Origin of the sequence: Micromonospora gifhornensis (assembly GCF_016863515.1) — a bacterium.
In the GTDB taxonomy this organism is placed as follows: Bacteria; Actinomycetota; Actinomycetes; order Mycobacteriales; family Micromonosporaceae; genus Micromonospora; species Micromonospora gifhornensis.
In genome coordinates, this window is record NZ_BOPA01000018.1 from 45,414 (window position 1) to 64,887 (window position 19,474).

The 19,474-nt window shown below is 68.9% G+C and carries 13 protein-coding genes, 1 pseudogene and 1 riboswitch; of the genes and pseudogenes, 8 read left to right on the forward strand and 6 right to left on the reverse strand.

Going from position 1 to position 19,474, the window contains the following annotated elements; genetic code table 11:
- Window positions 1–410 precede the first annotated feature (410 nt).
- Window positions 411–1,280, forward strand: coding sequence for an alpha/beta fold hydrolase (locus Vgi01_RS12825; RefSeq protein WP_204291139.1), 870 nt, complete (start codon window positions 411–413; stop codon window positions 1,278–1,280).
- Between the two features lie 66 nt (window positions 1,281–1,346).
- Window positions 1,347–2,183 (forward strand): annotated as a pseudogene (locus Vgi01_RS12830) (alpha/beta fold hydrolase); the annotation flags it as partial.
- 146 nt (window positions 2,184–2,329) lie between these two features.
- Here the strand turns inward: Vgi01_RS12830 and Vgi01_RS12835 are convergent.
- Window positions 2,330–2,815: a MarR family winged helix-turn-helix transcriptional regulator gene (locus tag Vgi01_RS12835; RefSeq protein ID WP_233196689.1), complete on the reverse strand. Its 486-nt coding sequence runs from the start codon at window positions 2,813–2,815 to the stop codon at window positions 2,330–2,332.
- Window positions 2,816–2,935: 120 nt separating this feature from the next.
- Here Vgi01_RS12835 and Vgi01_RS12840 point away from each other — a divergent pair, with 120 nt between their 5' ends.
- Entirely contained in the window at window positions 2,936–3,583 is a 648-nt protein-coding gene (locus tag Vgi01_RS12840; protein ID WP_102657091.1) for an FMN-dependent NADH-azoreductase, read from the forward strand.
- Window positions 3,584–3,657: 74 nt separating this feature from the next.
- Here Vgi01_RS12840 and Vgi01_RS12845 read toward each other — a convergent pair whose 3' ends face one another.
- Together Vgi01_RS12845 and Vgi01_RS12850 are read right to left on the reverse strand one after the other, a co-directional pair.
- Window positions 3,658–4,332 carry a GntR family transcriptional regulator gene (locus Vgi01_RS12845; RefSeq protein ID WP_102657090.1) on the reverse strand — a complete coding sequence of 225 codons (675 nt, stop codon included), beginning with the start codon at window positions 4,330–4,332 and terminating at the stop codon, window positions 3,658–3,660.
- A 187-nt stretch (window positions 4,333–4,519) separates the two neighbouring features.
- Window positions 4,520–5,566, reverse strand: coding sequence for a 1-aminocyclopropane-1-carboxylate deaminase (locus tag Vgi01_RS12850; protein ID WP_204291141.1), 1,047 nt, complete (start codon window positions 5,564–5,566; stop codon window positions 4,520–4,522).
- 275 nt (window positions 5,567–5,841) lie between these two features.
- Here Vgi01_RS12850 and Vgi01_RS12855 point away from each other — a divergent pair, with 275 nt between their 5' ends.
- Complete coding sequence (locus tag Vgi01_RS12855; RefSeq protein ID WP_239088943.1) at window positions 5,842–8,061, forward strand: protein kinase domain-containing protein; 2,220 nt, start codon at window positions 5,842–5,844, stop codon at window positions 8,059–8,061.
- A 126-nt stretch (window positions 8,062–8,187) separates the two neighbouring features.
- Here Vgi01_RS12855 and Vgi01_RS12860 read toward each other — a convergent pair whose 3' ends face one another.
- The gene (locus tag Vgi01_RS12860; RefSeq protein ID WP_204291143.1) at window positions 8,188–8,931 is read right to left on the reverse strand and encodes an alpha/beta fold hydrolase; all 744 of its coding nucleotides are present in this window, start codon (window positions 8,929–8,931) and stop codon (window positions 8,188–8,190) included.
- Window positions 8,932–9,581: 650 nt separating this feature from the next.
- Between Vgi01_RS12860 and Vgi01_RS12865 the strand changes: the two genes are divergently transcribed.
- Together Vgi01_RS12865 and Vgi01_RS12870 are read left to right on the forward strand one after the other, a co-directional pair.
- Window positions 9,582–10,589, forward strand: a complete 1,008-nt coding sequence (locus Vgi01_RS12865) for a glycoside hydrolase family 11 protein (protein ID WP_204291144.1) — start codon at window positions 9,582–9,584, stop codon at window positions 10,587–10,589.
- A 202-nt stretch (window positions 10,590–10,791) separates the two neighbouring features.
- Window positions 10,792–10,980 carry a hypothetical protein gene (locus Vgi01_RS12870; RefSeq protein ID WP_204291145.1) on the forward strand — a complete coding sequence of 63 codons (189 nt, stop codon included), beginning with the start codon at window positions 10,792–10,794 and terminating at the stop codon, window positions 10,978–10,980.
- A 90-nt stretch (window positions 10,981–11,070) separates the two neighbouring features.
- On the opposite strand, the gene Vgi01_RS12875 is transcribed toward Vgi01_RS12870, so the two are convergent.
- Complete coding sequence (locus Vgi01_RS12875; RefSeq protein WP_204291146.1) at window positions 11,071–14,445, reverse strand: endo-1,4-beta-xylanase; 3,375 nt, start codon at window positions 14,443–14,445, stop codon at window positions 11,071–11,073.
- Between the two features lie 240 nt (window positions 14,446–14,685).
- Window positions 14,686–14,891: riboswitch (cobalamin riboswitch) on the forward strand.
- Window positions 14,892–15,026: 135 nt separating this feature from the next.
- Between Vgi01_RS12875 and Vgi01_RS12880 the strand changes: the two genes are divergently transcribed.
- Complete coding sequence (locus Vgi01_RS12880) at window positions 15,027–17,402, forward strand: ribonucleoside-diphosphate reductase subunit alpha (protein WP_204291147.1); 2,376 nt, start codon at window positions 15,027–15,029, stop codon at window positions 17,400–17,402.
- A gap of 53 nt (window positions 17,403–17,455) precedes the next feature.
- On the forward strand, window positions 17,456–18,451 hold the full coding sequence (locus tag Vgi01_RS12885; RefSeq protein WP_204291247.1) for a ribonucleotide-diphosphate reductase subunit beta: 996 nt from the start codon (window positions 17,456–17,458) through the stop codon (window positions 18,449–18,451).
- A gap of 130 nt (window positions 18,452–18,581) precedes the next feature.
- Here the strand turns inward: Vgi01_RS12885 and Vgi01_RS12890 are convergent, their stop codons facing one another.
- A complete protein-coding gene (locus tag Vgi01_RS12890; RefSeq protein ID WP_239088923.1) occupies window positions 18,582–19,385 on the reverse strand; it encodes a VOC family protein in 804 nt (267 codons plus the stop codon).
- Window positions 19,386–19,474: the final 89 nt, after the last annotated feature.

The window sequence follows — 19,474 nt, forward strand, 5'->3', positions numbered from 1 at the left end:
GTCGTCACGCCAGAATTTGTGACGCATGACGACGGCGGGTTGCATGCTCTGCTCCTCCGAGGTTGGCCCTGACGGGCGAGCGCCTGATTACTTCACTGTCGAGACCCCACCCGCGGCGCGAATCAGTCATGTGCCTGCACATCCGCCCGGATCAGGGGCGATACCGCCCGTTGCGGACGTCCCGGACGGGCCGCCCCGGCACCGCAGGGCGGTGTCGGGGCGTTCGGCGGACTAGGTCGTTTGACTCAATCCCGCCGGTGTGGCCGCCGACACCGCACTGCCGAGGGACGGGCATCGAGCCGGATCGGAAGGCAGATGACTGATTCTCGACGCGCCGTCCGACCCCGAGGCTGGGAGCCAACCGGGACGCCCCTGCGGCGCCCCATGACACCGTCTCGAAGGAGCATCCGATGCATCGCAGCACGTTGAGCCGCCTGGTCCTGGCGGCGGCCACCACACTGGGCGCCATCGCCGGCGTGGTCGCGTTTACCGTTTCCAGCTCCACCGCAGTCCCCACCTCGACCGCCAGCCTGAACATCCAGCTCGCCCACGGGGGGCCGAAGGTGGTGAAGAAGCCGACGGTGGTGCTGGTGCACGGTGCTTTCGCCGACTCGTCCAGTTGGAACGACGTCATCGCCCGGCTGCAACGCGACGGCTATCCGGTGCTCGCCGCGTCCAACCCGCTACGCGACCTGGCCTCCGACGCCGCCTACGTCCGCAGCGTGCTCGACAGCGTGGGCGGCCCGATCGTGCTCGCCGGGCACTCCTACGGCGGCACCGTCCTCAGCTCCGCCGCCGCCGGCCACCCGAACGTCAAGGCCCTGGTCTACCTCGCCGCCCTGGCACCCGACCGGGGCGAGAGCACCGCGGAACTGCTCAGCATGTTCCCCGGCAACACCCTGGGCCAGAACCTGAAGGCCGTGCCGTACCCGCTGCCCGGCGGCGGCACCGGCACCGACCTGTACGTCGATCCCGCCGCCTTCCACAAGCACTTCGCGGCCGACGTGCCGGCCAAGGTCGCCCGGCTGATGGCCGCCACCCAGCGGCCCGCGGCGACCACCGCGCTGGAGACGGAGGCGACCGTGGCGGCCTGGCGGACCATCCCGTCCTGGGCCCTGATCGCCACCGAGGACCGGGCCATCCCGCTGGCCACGCAGCGCTTCATGGCCAGGCGCGCCGGGTCTCACACCGTCGAGGTGAAGGCGTCCCACGCGGTGACCGTCTCGCAGCCCGACCGGGTCGCGAAGCTGATCACGCAGGCCGCCCGCGCCGTCAGCTGACCCGTCCACCTACCGACTGACAACGAGAGGACAGCAACCTTGATGAGCATCAAGCAGAACACCACCGAGGGCTTCGTCACCACCCCGGACGGAGCGCGGATCTTCTACCAGGACTGGGGCCCGCGATCCGGCCGCCCGGTGGTGTTCAGTCACGGCTGGCCGCTGAACTCGAACAGCTGGGAGTCGCAGATGTTGCACCTGGCCGTCAACGGGTACCGGGTGGTCGCCCACGACCGTCGCGGTCACGGCCGGTCCCCGCAGATGTGGGACGGCAACGACATGGACCACTACGCGGACGACCTGGCCGCCGTGCTGACGGCCCTGGACCTGCGGAGGGCGACGCTGATCGGCTTCTCCACCGGCGGTGGCGAGGTGGCCCGCTACGTCGGCCGGCACGGCACCGACCGGGTCGCCCAGGTGGCTCTGATCAGCGCTGTCACGCCCCAGATGGTCAAGACGCCGAACAACCCCGACGGCGTACCGATCGAGGTGTTCGACGGGATGCGCGCCGCGTCCCTCGCCGACCGTTCGCAGCAGTACCGGGACCTCGCCGAAGGCCCCTTCTTCGGCGCGAACCGCCCCGGGGCGAAGGTGTCACGGGGGATGATGTACACCTTCTGGCTGCAGGGCATGCAGTCCGGTCACAAGGCCGCGTACGACTCGATCAAGGCCTTCTCGGAGACCGACCTGACCGAGGACCTGCAGCGGATCGACGTTCCCACGCTGATCGTGCACGGTGACGACGACCAGATCGTGCCGATCGACGTCTCGGCCCGGCAGGCAGCGAAGATCGTCAAGGACGTCACCCTCACGATCTACCCGGGTGGCCCGCACGGCATCACCGACACCCACAAGCAGCAGCTCAACGACGATCTGCTGGCCTTCGTCAACAGCTGCCGATGAGCCTGTTCAGCAGGCGAGGCTGACCGCCGGCTGACACCTGATCGCCGTGGTCACCGCGTCCGCCACCGGACGCGGGGGCCACGGCGATCGCCTGTCCGTGCAGGCATTCGACGCAGTACGCGGGCTGACACCTGGGGGGCCGGGGGTCACTGGGGTCGGCGAGCGGACTCCGGCGCCGAGTCGATCTGCCGGGTCACGTGGCAGGCGACCTCGCGCAGAACGTCGATCTGGCTCGGGGTGAGACCGTCGATGACGTAGTGGCGCACGGCCGCGACGTGCCCCGGGGCCGCCGCGACCACGAGATCCCACCCGGCGTCGGTGAGCGTGGCCACCGTGTAGCGGGGGCTCTCCGGGTCGGGCGCGCGACGCAGCAGCCCTCGTTGCTCCATGCGTTTGACGACGTTCGACAGGCGTGACAGCGAGCAGCTGACGAAATTGGCCAGGTCGCTGAGGCGCATGGTCCGGCCGGGTGTCATGGACAGGCCGCTGAGCACGAAGTAGTCGAACAGCGTGAGGTTGCTGTCGCGTAGCAGTTGGGCGTCGAGGGCACTCGGCAGGTTGAACATCAGCTTGGCCAGCGCAAGCCAGGCGTCGCGCTCGTGGTCGGTCAACCACCGAGGTTCGTCAGGCATGTCGCAAGAGTATTCCCCCGGTTCGCTCATGAGTGAGGCATGTCTCAAACTACTTCAACCTTGAAGCATCTGCTCTAGCCTCTGATTCAACCTTGAACCTACATGCCGAGGAGAGAAGTCGTGACCCTGTTCAGACTGGACGCCAGCATCCGTACCCACGGGTCCGCGAGTCGGGAGATCGCGGACATCGTCGAGCAGGAGTGGCTGGCCGGCCGTCCCGGTGACACCGTCGAGCGCCGTCACATCGGCGTGGACACCCTGCCGTCGACCGCCTGGGCGGCGGCTGTGTCCGCCTCGATGACGCCGGCCGAGGAGCACACCCCGGAGCAGCAGGAGGCGGTCGCTCTCGCCGCGACGTTGGTGGACGAGCTGCTGGCCGCCGAGGCGTTGCTGTTCGCCGTGCCGCTCTACAACTACGGGGTCTCCCAGCACTTCAAGACGTACATCGACCTGGTGGTGACGGACCCTCGCGCCTACGGGCAGCCGTTCCTGGCGGGCAAGCCCGTCGTGCTCGCCACGGTGCGTGGCGGCGCGTACGGTGCCGGTACTCCCCGGGAGGGCTGGGACCACTCGACGGCGTACCTGCGCCGGATCCTTGCCGACTGCTGGGGTGCCGATCTCACCGTGATCGAACGGGAGTTCACCCTGGTCGGAGTCGCCCCCGCACTCGACGCCTTCGCCGACGCGGCCGCGGAGATGCATGCCGGGGCCCTGGAGTCGGCGCGGGAGGCCGGTCGCGCCCTCGGCGCGCTGAGCGTCGCGAGCTGAAGGGGCGTCTCGAGAGCGGAACGCGCGAAGCGGCCGGGGCAGTTGAGGGCTGGTGTGCCCGCAGGCTGTCGGCCTCAGCCGGGTGACCCAGGGCTGTCGGTGTTGAGCAGGGGGGCGAGCGTCTCCCAGTTGGCGCGGGTGGCGGCCGCCGCCCCCGCGACATCACCGGCTGCGCACAACGCGATGATCCGATCGTGTTGTGCGACCGAGTCTCGGCCGCTGAGCGAGGAGAAGCGCAGTCGCTCCAGGCGACGCAGCATCGGGGTGAACTGTTCGAGCACGTCGCGCAGGGCCTGGTTGGCGCTGGCCGTCACCAGGACACCGTGGAAATCGTCGTCGGCGGCGGTCGCCGCCTCCACGTCGTTGCGCCGCAACGCGTCGGCGAACCGTGCGTTGGCCTCGCGCATGGCGTCGATCTCGGCGGTGGAGAGGTTGGGCAGGGCCTCCCGAACGGCCAGTTCGTGCATGGCCGCCGTGACCGACTGGGCGTTGCGGGCAGCACGGACGTCCAGCGGGCTGACCATCGTGTATCGGCCGGGCTTGGTCTGGACCAGACCTGCCTGCTCCAGACGGGCCAGCGCCTCCCGGACCGGGGTGCGGCTGACGCCGAGCCACTCGACCAGGTCGCTGTCGTTCAGGCGTTCGCCGGGGGCCAGCGTGCCGCCGACGATGGCGTCGCGGATCGCCCGGTAGGCGTCATCCCGAAGGAGCGATCGGGGAGCGAGTCCGCGACCCTGTGGAACAGGCATGCAATATGTTGTGCACCGGCTCCTCCCACTGTCAACTAGGCCCACCGTGCCACGCCCTGACTTGTCGCGCAGGACACCCCGGTGACACCGGCGCTGCCCCGACCCGGGCAATTGTCATGCACCGGTGGGTGGTAATCGGATCGGGCAGAGCGCAGTGTGCGCATTTCGTGGTTCACCGATTCGACAATCAGCGTGCCGAGGCCGGTCGGTGCCCCACGGAATCGTCGGAGTCGAAGACACTGCTGTAGGCGTTCAATGCCAGTTGACCCCCCAGATGGGCATACAGAACGTTCGAGTCCGCCGGAATGTCGTTGTCGCGAACGAGGTCGATGAGGCCGGCCATCGACTTGCCCTCGTACACCGGGTCGAGGATCACGCCCTCCAGGCTCGCGGTCAGCCGGATGGCATCGACAGTGGACTGCACCGGAATGCCGTAGCGGTCCCCGGCCCAGCCCTCCATCACGACGATCTCGTCGTCGCGGAGGTCACGCCCCAGATCGATGAGCGCGGCGGTGTTGCGGGCGATCTTCTCGACCTGACGACGGGTGTCGTCGATCTTCGCGGAGGCGTCGATGCCGATCACCCGTCGCGGTCGATCCTGACCGGCGAACCCGGCGATCATGCCTGCCTGCGTGCTGCCGGTGACACTGCACACCACGATGGTGTCGAAGAAGACGCCGAGTTCGCGTTCCTGTTGCTCGACCTCGTAAGCCCAGTTGGCGAAGCCCAGGCCGCCCAGCGGGTGGTCGGACGCGCCGGCAGGGATCGCGTAGGGCACGCCACCGGCGGCCCGCACCTCGCCCATCGCCTGCTGCCAGCTCTCCTTGAAGCCGATGCCGAAGCCGTCCTTGGCCAGCCGCACGTCGGCGCCCATGATGCGCGACAACAGGATGTTGCCGACCTTGCCGTTGACCGGGTCCGGCCAGTCCACCCAACTCTCCTGCACCAGTACGGCCCGCAGGCCGGCCCGGGCGGCGGCAGCGGCCACCTGCCGAGTGTGGTTGGACTGCACTCCGCCGATGCTGACCAGGGTGTCGGCACCCTTGGCGAGCGCGTCGGCCAACAGGTACTCCAGCTTGCGGGTCTTGTTGCCACCGAAGGCCAACCCGCTGTTGCAGTCCTCCCGCTTGGCCCAGACCCGGGCGCCCCCGAGGTGATCGCTGAGCCGGTCCAGCGGGTGCACCGGGCTGGGGCCGAACAGCAGCGGAAAGCGTGGGAACGCGTCGAGGGTCATGAGGGACTCCTTCAGGGCCGCACGGTGGGGATGCCGGCGAGAATGCAGAATATTGCACATCGGAGCATCGGATGTTGTCAAGGTGTGCTCGCGACGCGGAGCCGCCAAGCGGCCCCCGGCGGCGCGGGCCGGCCGGGCCAGCTGGTCGCCGACGGATGGTCACCGACGGATGGCCGCGGCGAGGGCGGACCGATGACAAAAGTTCAACAACAGGAGTGAGGTGCTTGCCATATTGCCGATGTCCACAATGCGGGTAGCCTGCCGCGGTGCCTGAGATGTCGCCGCCGTTAATTACCGATCGGTACGTTTTCTCGGAGTTGCTCGGTCAGGGCGGGATGGGCCGAGTGTGGAAAGCCCGGGATGTGATGCTCGAACGCGACGTCGCCATCAAGGAAATCGTTTCGCCACCTGGTCTCACGGACCAGGCGCGGCAGGAATTGCGGACCCGGTCGCTACGCGAGGCGCGGGCGATCGCCCGGCTCGACCACGTCAACGCCGTCCGCGTGTTCGACGTGCTGATCGGAGACGGCGGAGACCCCTGGATCGTCATGGAGTACGTCCCGTCGCGGGCGTTCTCCGACCACCTCGCCGTCAACGGTCCGGTGTCACCGACCCGAGCCGCTCAGATCGGGCTGGCGGTGCTGGGCGCACTCCGCGCCGCGCACCGGGTGGGAGTCGTGCACCGCGACGTCAAACCGGCGAACATCCTGATCGGCGTCGACGGTCGGGTCGTACTCACCGACTTCGGCCTGGCCACCGCGGTGGAGGACACCAGTCTGACCCGCACCGGCATCGTCCTCGGTTCGCCCGCGTATCTCTCACCGGAACGGGTCAGGAGGGGCGCCGCCGGGCCGGAAGGTGACCTGTGGTCGCTCGGCGCGACCCTGTTCGCCGCGGTCGAAGGGGAAGCGCCGTACGCCCGGTCGTCCAGCCTGGAGAGCCTCACCGCGCTGGCCACCGAACCACCGCCGGTGGCCCGGCGAGCCGGCGCGTTGGCGCCGATCCTCGAAGGACTGCTCCGCAAGGACCCGGTGGAGCGGATGGACATCGACACGGCAGAGCGACTGCTGGCCCAGGTCGCCCACACCGACCTGTCCCACCCGTCCGGCTCGTCCGCTCTGCCCGACCCGTCCGCTCTGCCTGAACCGTCCGTCGGGGATTCCTCGGCCGACCGCATCGTCCCCACGTTCGTGACCGTCGCACCGGCCGGTTCGGCAGGTTCGCAGGAAACCAGGGACGACCTTCCCACGGGCCAGGCGCCCCGCGCCGGTGTGCAGGCCGGCCCGGATCCCAGGCCCGAGAAGGACCCGTCGGCCGCACCGGACCCGTCGGCCGCACCCACCAGGTCGATTCGCATGACACGCGGACGGTGGCTGGTCGGTGGGCTCGCCCTCCTGCTGGTGGCGCTCGGTGTGGGGGGCGGCGTGCCACTGCTCGGCAACCGGGCGGGTGAGCGCGGCGACGACCCGCCGGAGGCGGCGGGCGGGCCGGTGCCGACGCTTGCCGCAACCGGCGTCTCCGTACCGAGTGGCCCGGCAGCCACCCCACTGGCCTGGTCCACGTATCGCGACGACAGCGGATTCCGGATGGCGGCGCCCAGAGGATGGCGCGTCGTGCGCAACGACGGCCAGGTCGAGTTCCGCGAGCCGGACGAGGGCCGGTCGCTCGTCGTCCGTCGGTCGGATCCGCCCCCGACCGACCTGGTCGCCGCGTTGACCGCGCAGGAGCGCGCGGCCGAGGGCCGGTACCCCGGCTACCGCCTGCTCAGCATCGGCGCGGTGCACTACCAGCACGGCGCGGCGGACTGGGAATGGCGGCACACCACCGACGGCCGTGCGACACAGGTACGGCAGCGGCTGTTCGTCACCGGCGCGGGCAGGGCGTACACGTTCATCTGGTCGACGCCCGAGGAACTGTGGGCCGGCAGCGAGGCGGCATTCGCCCGGATCGTCGACGGTTTCCGACCGACCGGTGACCCGCGGCCGGTCACCTCGTCACCGGCGGCCCCGTCGACGTCCCCCTCGCCGCCGCCACCAACGGCCTCGACCAGCCCGCCGTCGACCGCGCCCACGGTGACGCCGAGCAGTACCCGCCCCCGCCCCTCCGGCGAGCGGATCGTCAGCGTGGCGAGCGGCCGGTGCCTGGACGTCGGAGATCCGGACTCGGCCGCCACCTTGCACGTGCGAATCATGGATTGTGCCGACTCCCGGGACCGCAGCCAGCGGTGGTCGGTCCGTACGGACGGCAGTATGCGGATGGGTTCGCGATGCCTGGACGTGGCCAACGCGTCCGCTGCCGACGGCGCGGTCATCCAGCTCACCGCCTGCAACGGCGGCGGCGCCCAGCGGTTCACCCTCAACGGCGATCGGCAGTTGGTCAACGCGCTCAGTGGGAAATGCCTCGACGTGACCGACTGGGGGACCGCGAACGGCACCCCGGTCCAGCAGTGGACCTGCAACAACACCGCCAGCCACCAGAAGTGGTCGATCCGGTGAGGTCGATCCACAAGGGTGAATCGGTCGCCGACGCCCGGGTGCCCGTTGCGGATGCCGACGGCTTTTCGGCCGGCCCGGCGCACCCGGTTCACGCTGCGTGCCGGGTGCGCCGGGTCCGCTCGGTGGTCAGCCCGCGGTGGCGCGAGCCGCGGTGTCGATGAGTTCCGCGACGGGACCGGGCTGGGAGACCGCCACGGCGTGGGACGCCTCGACCTCGATGGCGGTGGAGCCGGCCCGCTGGGCCATGAAGCGCATCGACTCCGGGGGGATGGCCAGATCCTGGGTGGAGATCACCGCCCATGACGGAATGGTCTTCCAGGGTGCCGCGGTGGCGGTGTCGGTCAGGGCGTTGTCCGCGACCGGCCGTTGGGTGGCGGCCATCTGTTCGGCGACGTCGGCAGCGACGTCGGCGGCGAACACCGCGTGGAACTTGTCCTGCTGGATGTAGAGATCCGTGCCCATGCTGCCGTCGGGCAGGGGGAACGGCACGGGCTGGAGCGCGGAGGAGAGCTCGCTGCCCGGGAACTTGGCGGCCAGATCACCGCAGCTCTCGCCGACGTCGAGCGTGAAGCTGGCGACATACACCAGGGCCTTGACGTTGGCAGCACCCTCCACCGCCTCGGCCATCACCGCCCCGCCGTAGGAGTGCCCCACGATCACGGCCGGCCCGCCGACGCTGTCCACGACAGCGCGGACGTAGGCGGCGTCCGGTTTGAGACCGCGCAGCGGATTGGCGATGGCGATCACCGGGTAGCCCCGACGCCGGAGGTCCGTGACCACGTTGTTCCAACTGGCGGACTCGGCGAACGCGCCGTGCACCAGAAGGACGGTGGGCAGACTGCTCGTGGACTGCTGCGGGTTCGAGCTCACAAATACACTCCCCTGTCTGTCGGGCGGTGCAGGCCCGCCTGTTCGGTGCCGCGGTCAGCGGCACCTTTCGGACAACGTCCCAGGTCACGGTAGTTTCGAGGCGGCTTCCGCCGAGCGCTTATCGGACAATTGCGATCTAGGTGGCACTCCGTGATCGGCGTGCCGCCCGCGCGTCCTCGGATGCCCGTCGATCGATGCGGCCCCGGCGTTCGTGAACCCCGACCGACCTCGCGGCGGCGCTCAGGTGCGCCACGGCCGCGCAGCGAAAGCAGGCTGGAACTTCCGGCCCCGGCGGCCTCGCACCTGCTCATCGGGTGGCGATCAGGCGAATTCCTGCTGCGCGCGGCATGGGCGGCATGTGGCTGCTGAGCAGTGACAACGGGCGTACCTGGCGGGGCGTTGCCGGATCAACGGTTTCGGAAGTGTTTCCGGAAGTTGTTGACCGGTCGACAATTGCGTGCCAATACTGTGCCCATCGACACGGCTCGATCGCTGATCATGGCGATTCCTCTGCCGGGTCGGCGCAGAAAGCGATCGGCACCCCACCACCACGGTACGACGCCGATAGCCCGACGGTGCTCGTCAGACCACCGGGATCCCGCCGGCTCGTAGCGTTGCTGGCCCTCAGCCAGCCGTCATGAGGAGGAAGTATGCAGGATGGTCTCGTCCCACTGAGACGTCGCGGGCGCGTACGCCTCAGGTCTCTCATCGGTGCTGCCTGTGCGGTGGCGCTGATCACGACCGGCACCACCGCGATCGTGGCCGGCCCCGCCCACGCGCAGACCGTGACCAGCAACCAGGAGGGGAACCACAACGGCTTCTTCTTCTCGTTCTGGAAGGACAGCGGCAACGTCTCCATGACCATGGGGAACGGCGGCCAGTACAGCACCCAGTGGAGCAACATCAACAACTTCGTCGCCGGTAAGGGCTGGAACCCGGGTACGCGTCGCAGCGTGACCTACTCGGGCTCGTTCAACCCGAACGGCAACTCGTACCTGACGCTTTACGGCTGGACCCGCAACCCGCTCGTCGAGTACTACATCGTGGACAGCTGGGGCAGCTGGCGGCCCCCGGGCTCGAACTCGATGGGCCAGGTCAACACCGACGGTGGCACGTACGACATCTACCGCACGGAGCGCGTCAACCAGCCCTCCATCGACGGCACCAGGACGTTCTCGCAGTACTGGAGCGTCCGTACCTCGAAGCGGGTGGGTGGCACCATCACCACGGCCAACCACTTCGACGCGTGGGCCAGTCGCGGCATGAACCTCGGCAACCACTACTACCAGATCATGGCGACCGAGGGCTTCCAGAGCAGCGGCAGCTCCAACATCACGGTGCAGGAGGGCGGCGGCAACAACAACCCGCCGCCCACCACCCCGCCGCCCGGCAACAACGGCTGCACGGTGAGCGTGAACCGGGCCGAGGAGTGGGGCGACCGCTTCAACACGACCTTCTCGGTCAGCGGCACCAACAACTGGGTGGTCACCATCCGCACCAACGGTGGCCAGAGCCTGCAGAGCAGCTGGAACGCCTCGATCAGTGGCAACAGCGGCACGCTCACGGCCCGCCCGAACGGCAACGGCAACAACTTCGGCATCACGCTCTACAAGAACGGCAACAACACGACGCCCACCGCGACGTGCTCGACCGGCTGATCTGAACAGCAACGCTGGGGTGTCGGCAACCGTCGGCACCCCAACGTCGTGTCCGCCTCCGTGCTCGAGCTGCCACCGGGTAACCCGTCGCCCGGCCGCTGTCCGTCTACTTAAGATAACCAGCTGTCAGGGTGAGCTTACGGATGGCTACGCGTGGGGGCCGTTGATTTCCTTCGGGGTACTGGGTCCGCTCATCGCGAGCGTGAACGATCAGCCCGTCATCTCGGTGGGTCACGTCAACGTAAGGTCCTCGCCTGTCTGGTCGCCGCCCGCGGCTGCCCTCGAACCGCACGTGTATCAGACCGGGTTGGCCCTCGGCCGGCAGTTGACCTGGTCCGACCTGACCGAGCTGCTCGCCGACGAGGGCAGGTGGTCGGCCGGCCTGAACTGAGCCGCTTCGTCGGTTCCCCGCAGATGACGGCCCCCGGACAGCACGGGAGGGCACATCCGACAACGATGTGCCCTCCCGTCGTACGTGTCGCTACAGGTTGGCGCAGTAACCGACGCTGAAGGTGCTGGCCCCCGGCTTCAGGGTGCGGTTCCAGTCCACACCCCTGATCCGGTAGCTACCGTCGTCGAGGCGTTCGCGCTTGAAGTTCCACGCGTCGTAGATGTCGCCTTCGAGTTGCACCACGGCGGACCAGTCGACCGGCTTGTCGCTGGTGTTGGTCGCGGTGATGGTCGCGCAGTAGCCGCCACCGCTGTCGGAGTACCAGCGGGTGATCTGCTTCAACGCCACCTCCACGTTCGACCCGGCCACCAGGCGACCGACCCCCCAGCGCGCGGTGCTCTGGTAGCCCGCGCCCTCCTGCTCGGCCCAGTTGCGGATGCTCGTCCGGGCCCCGTCGGAGGCGTCGTTGACCTGGAAGTCCAGGCCGTGGAAGGTGCCCAGGCCACCGTATTCGAGCAGGCTGATCGCCGCCTCGACGGTGTAACCCGTCGGGGTGCGGACCGTCGCGCTCTCCAGCCGGTTCGCCTGGAACCCCTCGTCGCCGGTGCCGAACGACACCACGTTGTCGGCGTTGATCCGGATCTGCGTGTCGTCGTACCGGAAGCTGCCGTTCTTGAAGTTGCCGGCGTCGACGTAGATCTCCACCGAGTCCTGGATCCACGGGTCGGAACCGGAGACGTCCACCACCGGGTCGGTGACCTCGGCCAGCACGTAGAGCGTCTGACCCCGCCAGAGGGTACGGACCTGCGCGCTCGCCCCGTCGGTGCCGGAGACCTGCTTGTCCGTGGTCACCGTGGTCGCGTTCGCCCAGGCGGCGTCGACCGAGCCGTCGATCACCGGCGCCTCACCGGCCTCCCGTACCTCCACGTAGGACAGTTCCTCGACCAGGGTCAGGGTGCCCACCGCGCCCGGAGTGTTCCACCCGGAGGTGGTGTCGCCGTCGCGCACCTGCACGTCCAGGGTGCGGGTGTCGCCCTCGGCCGCTGCGGACAGCGGCAGGTGGGCGACCAGGTGGTAACCGCCGTCGCGGGCGGCGGCCACGGCCGGTACGTCACCGCTGCCGTCCCGGGCGACGTGGTAGGTCTCGCCGTCCAGCACGAAGCTGACCCGGTCGGTGCCGGAGACCGTGGTGTCGTCGACCGTGACGTACGCGGTCAGGTGGTCCGGCGCCCAGCGCAGCTGGAACCCGGCGACATCCTCGACCTGGTGCAGCGGCAGCTTGCGCCAGGTCAGGTCCGTCGGTGCGGCGGCGGCCAGCGGCACGTCACCGGCGAAGACGTTGGCGGTGCGCAGCCGGGCGGGCAGCTCACCGTCGACCGCCCCGTAATAGGCCGGCTTGGCGCGCAGGTTGTCGTCGAACAGCAGCGGCCCGCCGTTGCCGGAGCGCCAGGAACGCCCGTCGGTGAGCCCCCAGACCGTGACGGCCAGCAGATCATCGGCGTACGCCCGGAAGACCCGGAAGGCGTCCCGGTAGTAGTAGCCCTGGTCGATGAACTTCGCCTGGGTGGCCGGGGTGCCCGTGGTGACGTCGAGTTCGGTGACGGCCTGGGTGACCGGCAGATCCGAGAACGTCTCCAACGCGGTCTCCAGGGCGCTGATCGGCATGGCCAGCGACACGTGGAACTGGTGGCCCACCCCGTGCACCGGCACGCCGCGGGCGAGCAGGCGCTGCACCAGGGCCAGGTAACGGGCCTGCTTGCCGCTCTGCTCGGTGTTGTAGTCGTTGATGAACAGGGTGACCGGACGCTCCGCGCCTTCGGCGGCGTACACGTCGTTGAACGCCTCGTCGGCGTAGGTGAAGGTCAGGTCGATGAAGCTCTCACCGAGGATCCGGTACCACTCGCTGCGACGCAGACCGTCGCTGTACTCACCGCTGTCGCTGACCACCTCGTTGACCGCGTCGAAGGCGTACAACGGGTTGGTGGGGGAGCCGAACTTGCCGTACCGCTCGCTCATCGACTCGGCGACGTTGAAGATGTGCGTACGCAGCCGATCCCGCAGCACCTGCTGGTCGGCCGCCGAGGTGCTCAGCGGCTGACCGGCGGAATCGGTGAAGAACCAGGCCGGGGTCTGGCTGTGCCACACCAGCACGTGCCCGTAGACGCGCAGGTCGTTGTCGCGGGCGAAGTCCATCATGGCCAGCGCCTGCTCGTGCGGGCGGAAGTTGCCCGCCTCGTCGTACCAGGCCTCGGGCTTCATGTGGTTTTCCGGCGTGATCTGGTTGAAGTGCCGGGTCAGCAGCTGGGCGGGAGCACCGATCGTCTCCCGGCTGTCGATGGCCACGCCGACCGGGAAGTCGGTGGTCTCGTACAGCGGGGTGAGGTCCTCGATGACCGGCGGCTCAGGCACCTGGACGACGATGTCGTCGGCCAGGAAGTCGCTGGTGTTGCCGGCCACGTCCTCGCCCTGCCAGCGGGTCTCGAAGTAGAGGAAGGCGCTGTCCGCCGCCGGCATGGTGAACCGTGCGGTCACCTCCGTCCAGCCCGAGTTGGTGATCGTCTCGAACTGGGCGAGGGTGGCGAACGACTGGCTGTCCCCGGTGGTGCTGGCCAGGCTGAGCCAGATCTGGTCGGCCGGCTGACCCTCGGCGAACCGCAGCCACGCGCTGAGCTCGTAGGTGACACCCGCGGTGAACAGGCCGGTCACGTCGCGGCCCAGGCCGGCGCCCTGGTTCACCCGGTCGGTGACCAGCGCGGCGGAGGTGCCGCCGTGCGCGACGTCGGTGATGGTGACCGTCGGGGCGCCCGGACCACCGTCGCGGGGTCCCCAACCGTCCAGGCCGTCCTCGAAGTCGGTGTCGATGACGATCGTGCCCGGCTCCGGCCCGCCCCCGCCGCCGTCCAGCGCGGTGATCAGGACGTCGTCGAGCAGGAACGGGGTGTTGCCTTCCGCCTCCACGTAGAGGGTGGCGGCGTCCAGACCGGTGGGCAGGGTGTACTCGCCGCCGATGCGTACCCACTCGTCGGCGGTGGTGGTGACGTTGTCGCCGATCCAGGTGTAGGTGTTCTCACCGCCACCGGCCGGGGTGGACTCGACGGTGAAGTGCACGCCGGCACTGCCGTCGGTGCCGGTCGGAAGTTTCGCCCAGGCGGTGACCGTGTATCGGTTGCCGGGCCGCATCAGCGCCGTCGCGCTCGTGGCCGGTCCCTGCCAGTTGGCGGTACGGCCGGTGACCGACAGGCTGCCGTCGCTGTCGCGCCCCTCGTCGGCGATGGCGAGGGTCACGTCACCACGCGGCCCCCAGGGGGCGTACGAGTCGGACTCGAAGTCGTTGCTGAGCACGACCTCGTCGGCTGCCGCCGGGGTGGGGGCGACGGTGATGGCCGCGACGAGCGCGGCCGAACAGAGTACGGCGAAAGTTCGTGATCGGCGTCGTGATCGTTGGGACGGATTCCACAGGCGCATCGACTGGTCCCTTACGCAAATTGGACAGTGGTGGGGGTGCCTGACGTCGGGTTTCCGGACAGATCCAAGCGCGTGCATGCTATGACGAGCCGATTGGCATAGCCAGAGCTTCCGGAAGTTTTCGGAAACATGTGCGGGCTCGAAGGCGTCCGCGCCCATCGTCGCGCCCGGTTGGGTGATCCGTGCGGCGCGCGCGACGACACAGCATGTGGTGTTGAGGTTCCTGGCCTGTTCCCATATATAGTGGTGTCCGCAGCTGGTTCGGCCGTCACTCCACGACGGCCGAGGCAAGAGGGAACCCGGTGGAATTCCGGGACTGCCCCGCAGCGGTGAGTGGGAACGACCGCCGTCAACGAAGCACTGGATCCGCCAGGTCTGGGAAGCGACGGCCAGTAGGCACGAACACGCCCACGAGTCCGAAGACCTGCCAGCGCGCCGTACGCCTACGCGTGCGGCGGTCGAAGGCCGCGCGGGACGGCCGACGCCATCAGCTGGTCATCGACGGCAGTCAGCCCGTCCGGTGGCCGGCGGCGTCCTCCCGCGTGCCCGTCGACCTTCGCCGACCGGTACGAGGAGGGACCATGACGGTGACCCGGGAACAGGCGGGGCCGGAGCAACGCCGGCACGTGATGCAGGTGCGTAAACGCAACGGCGACACCGAGCCGGTGGATGTCAACAAGATCGTCAAGGCGGTGGAGCGCTGGGTCACCGACCTGGACGAGATCGACCCGTTGCGGGTGGCGACGAAGACGATAAGCGGCCTGTACGACGGTGCGACCACCGCCGAACTGGACAAGTTGTCGATCCAGACGGCCGCCGAACTGATCGGTGAGGAGCCGCAGTACTCCAGGCTCGCGGCGCGGCTGCTGGCCGCGTTCGTCGACAAGGAGGTACGCGGCCAGCAGGTGGCCAGCTTCAGCCAGTCCATCCGGTACGCCCACGGCCTGGGCCTGATCGGCGACGACACCGCCGCGTTCGTGGCCCGCAACGCCCGCAAGCTGGACGACGCCGTCGACCCGGCGGGGGACCTGCGGTTCGAGTACTTCGGGCTACGCACCGTCGCCGACCGGTACCTGCTGCGGCACCCGCAGACCCGGCAGGTGGTGGAGACCCCGCAGTACTGGCTGCTGCGGGTCGCCTGCGGGCTGTCCCGGACACCCGGCGAGGCGATCGGCTTCTACCGGCTGATGTCCAGCCTGGCGTACCTGCCGAGCTCGCCGACGCTGTTCAACTCCGGCACCCGACACACCCAGATGTCGTCGTGTTTCCTCGTCGACTCGCCGCGCGACGAACTCGACTCGATCTACGAGCGCTACCACCAGGTGGCGAAGCTGTCGAAGTTCTCCGGTGGGATCGGCATCTCCTGGACCCGGGTGCGGGGTCGGGGGGCGCTGATCCGGGGCACCAACGGGCGCTCGAACGGCATCGTGCCGTTCCTCAAGACCCTCGACGCCGGGGTGGCGGCGGTCAACCAGGGCGGCCGGCGCAAGGGTGCGGCCTGCGTCTACCTGGAGCCCTGGCACCCGGACATCGAGGAGTTCCTGGAGCTGCGGGACAACACCGGCGAGGAGTCGAGGCGTACGCACAACCTGAACCTGGCCAACTGGATCCCGGACGAGTTCATGCGCCGGGTGGAAGCCGACGGCGACTGGTCGCTGATCGACCCCTCCGACGCGCCGGAGTTGCCCGACCTGTACGGCGAGGCGTTCGACGAGGCGTACCGGGCGGCGGAGAAGAAGGCGGTCCGCACGGTCAAGGCCCGCGACCTGTACGGGCGGATGATGCGCACCCTCGCGCAGACCGGCAACGGGTGGATGACGTTCAAGGACGCGGCCAACCGGCTGTCCAACCAGACCGGCGCACCGGGCAACACCATCCACCTGTCGAACCTGTGCACCGAGATCCTGGAGGTCAACAGCGACACCGAGACGGCGGTGTGCAACCTCGGATCGATCAACCTGGCCGCGCACCTCACCGCGGACGGCATCGACTGGGACAAGCTGCGCGCGACCGTCCGCACCGCGGTGCTCTTCCTCGACCGGGTCATCGACATCAACTACTACCCGGCGCAGCAGGCGGCGGCGTCGAACCCGCGCTGGCGACCGGTCGGGCTCGGGCTGATGGGCTTGCAGGACGCCTTCTTCACCCTGCGCATGCCGTTCGACTCCACACCGGCCCGGGAACTGTCCAGCCGGGTGCAGGAGGAGATCCTGCTGACCGCCCTGGAGACCTCGGCGCAGCTCGCCCAGCGGTTCGGCCCGCACCCGGCGTACGCCGACACCCGCGCGGCGCGCGGTGAGCTGCACCCGGACCTGTGGGGCGCCGACGTCACCCAGGTGCAGCGGTGGACGGCGCTGCGCGAGACGATCGCCGCGCACGGCCTGCGGAACTCGCTGCTGGTGGCCATCGCGCCGACGGCCACCATCGCCTCGATCGCGGGTTGTTACGAGTGCATCGAGCCGCAGGTGTCCAACCTGTTCAAACGCGAGACGATGTCCGGGGAGTTCCTCCAGATCAACACCTACCTGGTACGCGAACTCAAGGCGCGAGGGCTGTGGACCGCGCCGATCCGCGAGCAGATCAAGCGCGCCGAAGGATCGGTGCAGGGCATCGCCGAGCTGCCCGAAGAGGTACGGGAGTTGTTCCGCACCGCGTGGGAGCTGCCGCAACGGGCGCTGATCGACCTGGCCGCCGCCCGTGCCCCGTTCATCGACCAGTCGCAGTCGCTGAACCTGTTCATGAGCGCGCCGACCATCGGCAAGCTCTCCTCGATGTACCTGTACGCCTGGAAGTCCGGGCTCAAGACCACCTACTACCTGCGCTCGCGACCCGCGACCCGCATCCAGCAGGCCACCGTCGCCGTCACCCCGACCGTCACGCCGGTCGTCGCGGTGAGTGATGACGAAGCACTTGCCTGCTCCCTGGAGAATCCCGAAAGCTGCGAGGCCTGCCAGTGACCACCGTCTCCGAATCCCACACCAGCACCGGCACCGGCTCGGGGGAGCAGCAGATGCTGCTCGACCCCGGCATGGACCTGACCCTGCGGCCGATGCGCTACCCGCAGTTCTTCGACCGCTTCAAGGACGCGATCAAGAACACCTGGACCGTCGAGGAGGTCGACCTGCACGCCGACCTCGCCGACCTGGCCAAGCTCTCCCCGGCCGAACAGCACCTGGTGTCCCGGCTCGTCGCGTTCTTCGCCACCGGCGACACCATCGTCGCCAACAACCTGGTGCTCAACCTCTACCAGCACATCAACTCCCCGGAAGGCCGGCTCTACCTGTCCCGGCAACTGTTCGAGGAGGCGGTGCACGTCCAGTTCTACCTGAACCTGCTCGACACCTACGTGCCCGACGAGAAGCAACGGTACGAGGCGTTCGCGGCGGTGGAGAACATCCCCTCGATCGCCCGCAAGGCCGAGTTCTGCTTCAAGTGGATCGACTCGATCTTCGAGCTGCGGGAACTGAAGACCCGCGCCGACCGACGGGCGTTCCTGCTCAACCTGATCTGCTTCGCCGCCTGCATCGAAGGACTGTTCTTCTACGGCGCCTTCGCCTACGTGTACTTCCTGCGCTCCCGAGGGCTGCTGCACGGGCTGGCCTCCGGCACCAACTGGGTGTTCCGTGACGAGTCGATGCACATGGCCTTCGCCTTCGACGTGGTCGACACCGTACGCGCCGAGGAACCCGACCTCTTCGACGCCGAAATGGAGCAGCAGGTGCGCGACATGCTCGCCGAGGCGGTCGACTGCGAGGTCCAGTTCGCCGCCGACCTGCTGGAGCAGGGCGTCTCCGGCATGCCGCTGGCCGACATGCGCCAGTACCTGCAACACGTGGCCGACCGGCGGCTGGCGGTGCTCGGCATCGAACCGATGTACGGCTCGACGAACCCGTTCGCCTTCATGGAACTGCAGGACGTGCAGGAACTGTCCAACTTCTTCGAACGCCGCGTCTCGGCCTACCAGGTCGGCGTCACCGGCACAGTGGCCTTCGACGACGACTTCTGATCCCGGTCTGATCCGATCCGCCGTTTCGGCGGTATGGCGGTCACCCACCCACCCGGATACCGCCATACCGCCGGGAAGCGGCATTCCACATCCCCGCCAGACCCGTCGGCGCTGTAGGGGCGACTACGCGTCAGGCAATCAGGACGCAGAATTCGTTCCCGTCGGGGTCGGCCATCGCCACCCGACCGGCGTCGCTCCGACCGGTCTCGCTCCGACCGGCGTCGGCTCGGCCGGTCTCGCTCAGACCGGTGTCGCCCGGGCTCGCACCCGGGTCGGCGTCGATTCGGGTTGCGCCGAGGGCGAGGAGGCGGTCGACCTCTGCCTGCTGGTCACCGCCGGGCGGGGGAACGAGGTCGAAGTGCAGGCGGTTACGGCCCAACCTCGGCATCAGTGGTGGGCCGCCCCAGGTGATTTTCGGGCCGCCGTGCGGCGATCGGATTGCGGTCTCCTGGTCCTGGTCCCACACCAGCGGCCAGCCGAGCGCAGCAGCCCAGAAGTAGCCGACCTGCTGGGAACCGTCGCAGGCCAGCGCGCCGACGAACTCGCATTCGGCGAGGAAATTGTTGCCGGGCTCGATGACGCAGAACTCGTTGCCCTCGGGATCGGCGAGAACCACGTGCTCATCGTCGGGGCCCTGCCCGACGTCGACGTGCCGCGCGCCGAGCGCCAACGCCCTGGCCACCGTCTGCTGCTGGTCCTCCACGGAGGTGCTGGTCAGGTCGAAGTGCATCAGGTTCTGGCCGATTTTGGGCTCCTGACTCGCGAGGAAGCGAAGCCGGAAGCCGGTGTCGTCGGTGGGCAGAAGGGCGACTCCGTCGAGTGGATCGTCCGTCACGTTCCACCGCAGCAGTTCCGACCAGAAACGCGCGAGCCGCGACGGTTGATGGGCGTCGACGCAGAGCGCGAACAGGTGACATGCCATCTCGTTGCTCATCTCCGCTCCGCAGACCGACCAGGCCGAACCGCAGCGCCGGCCCGGTCACCGTCGACCGAGCACGTCGACCACACCACCGGCCCGGTCAC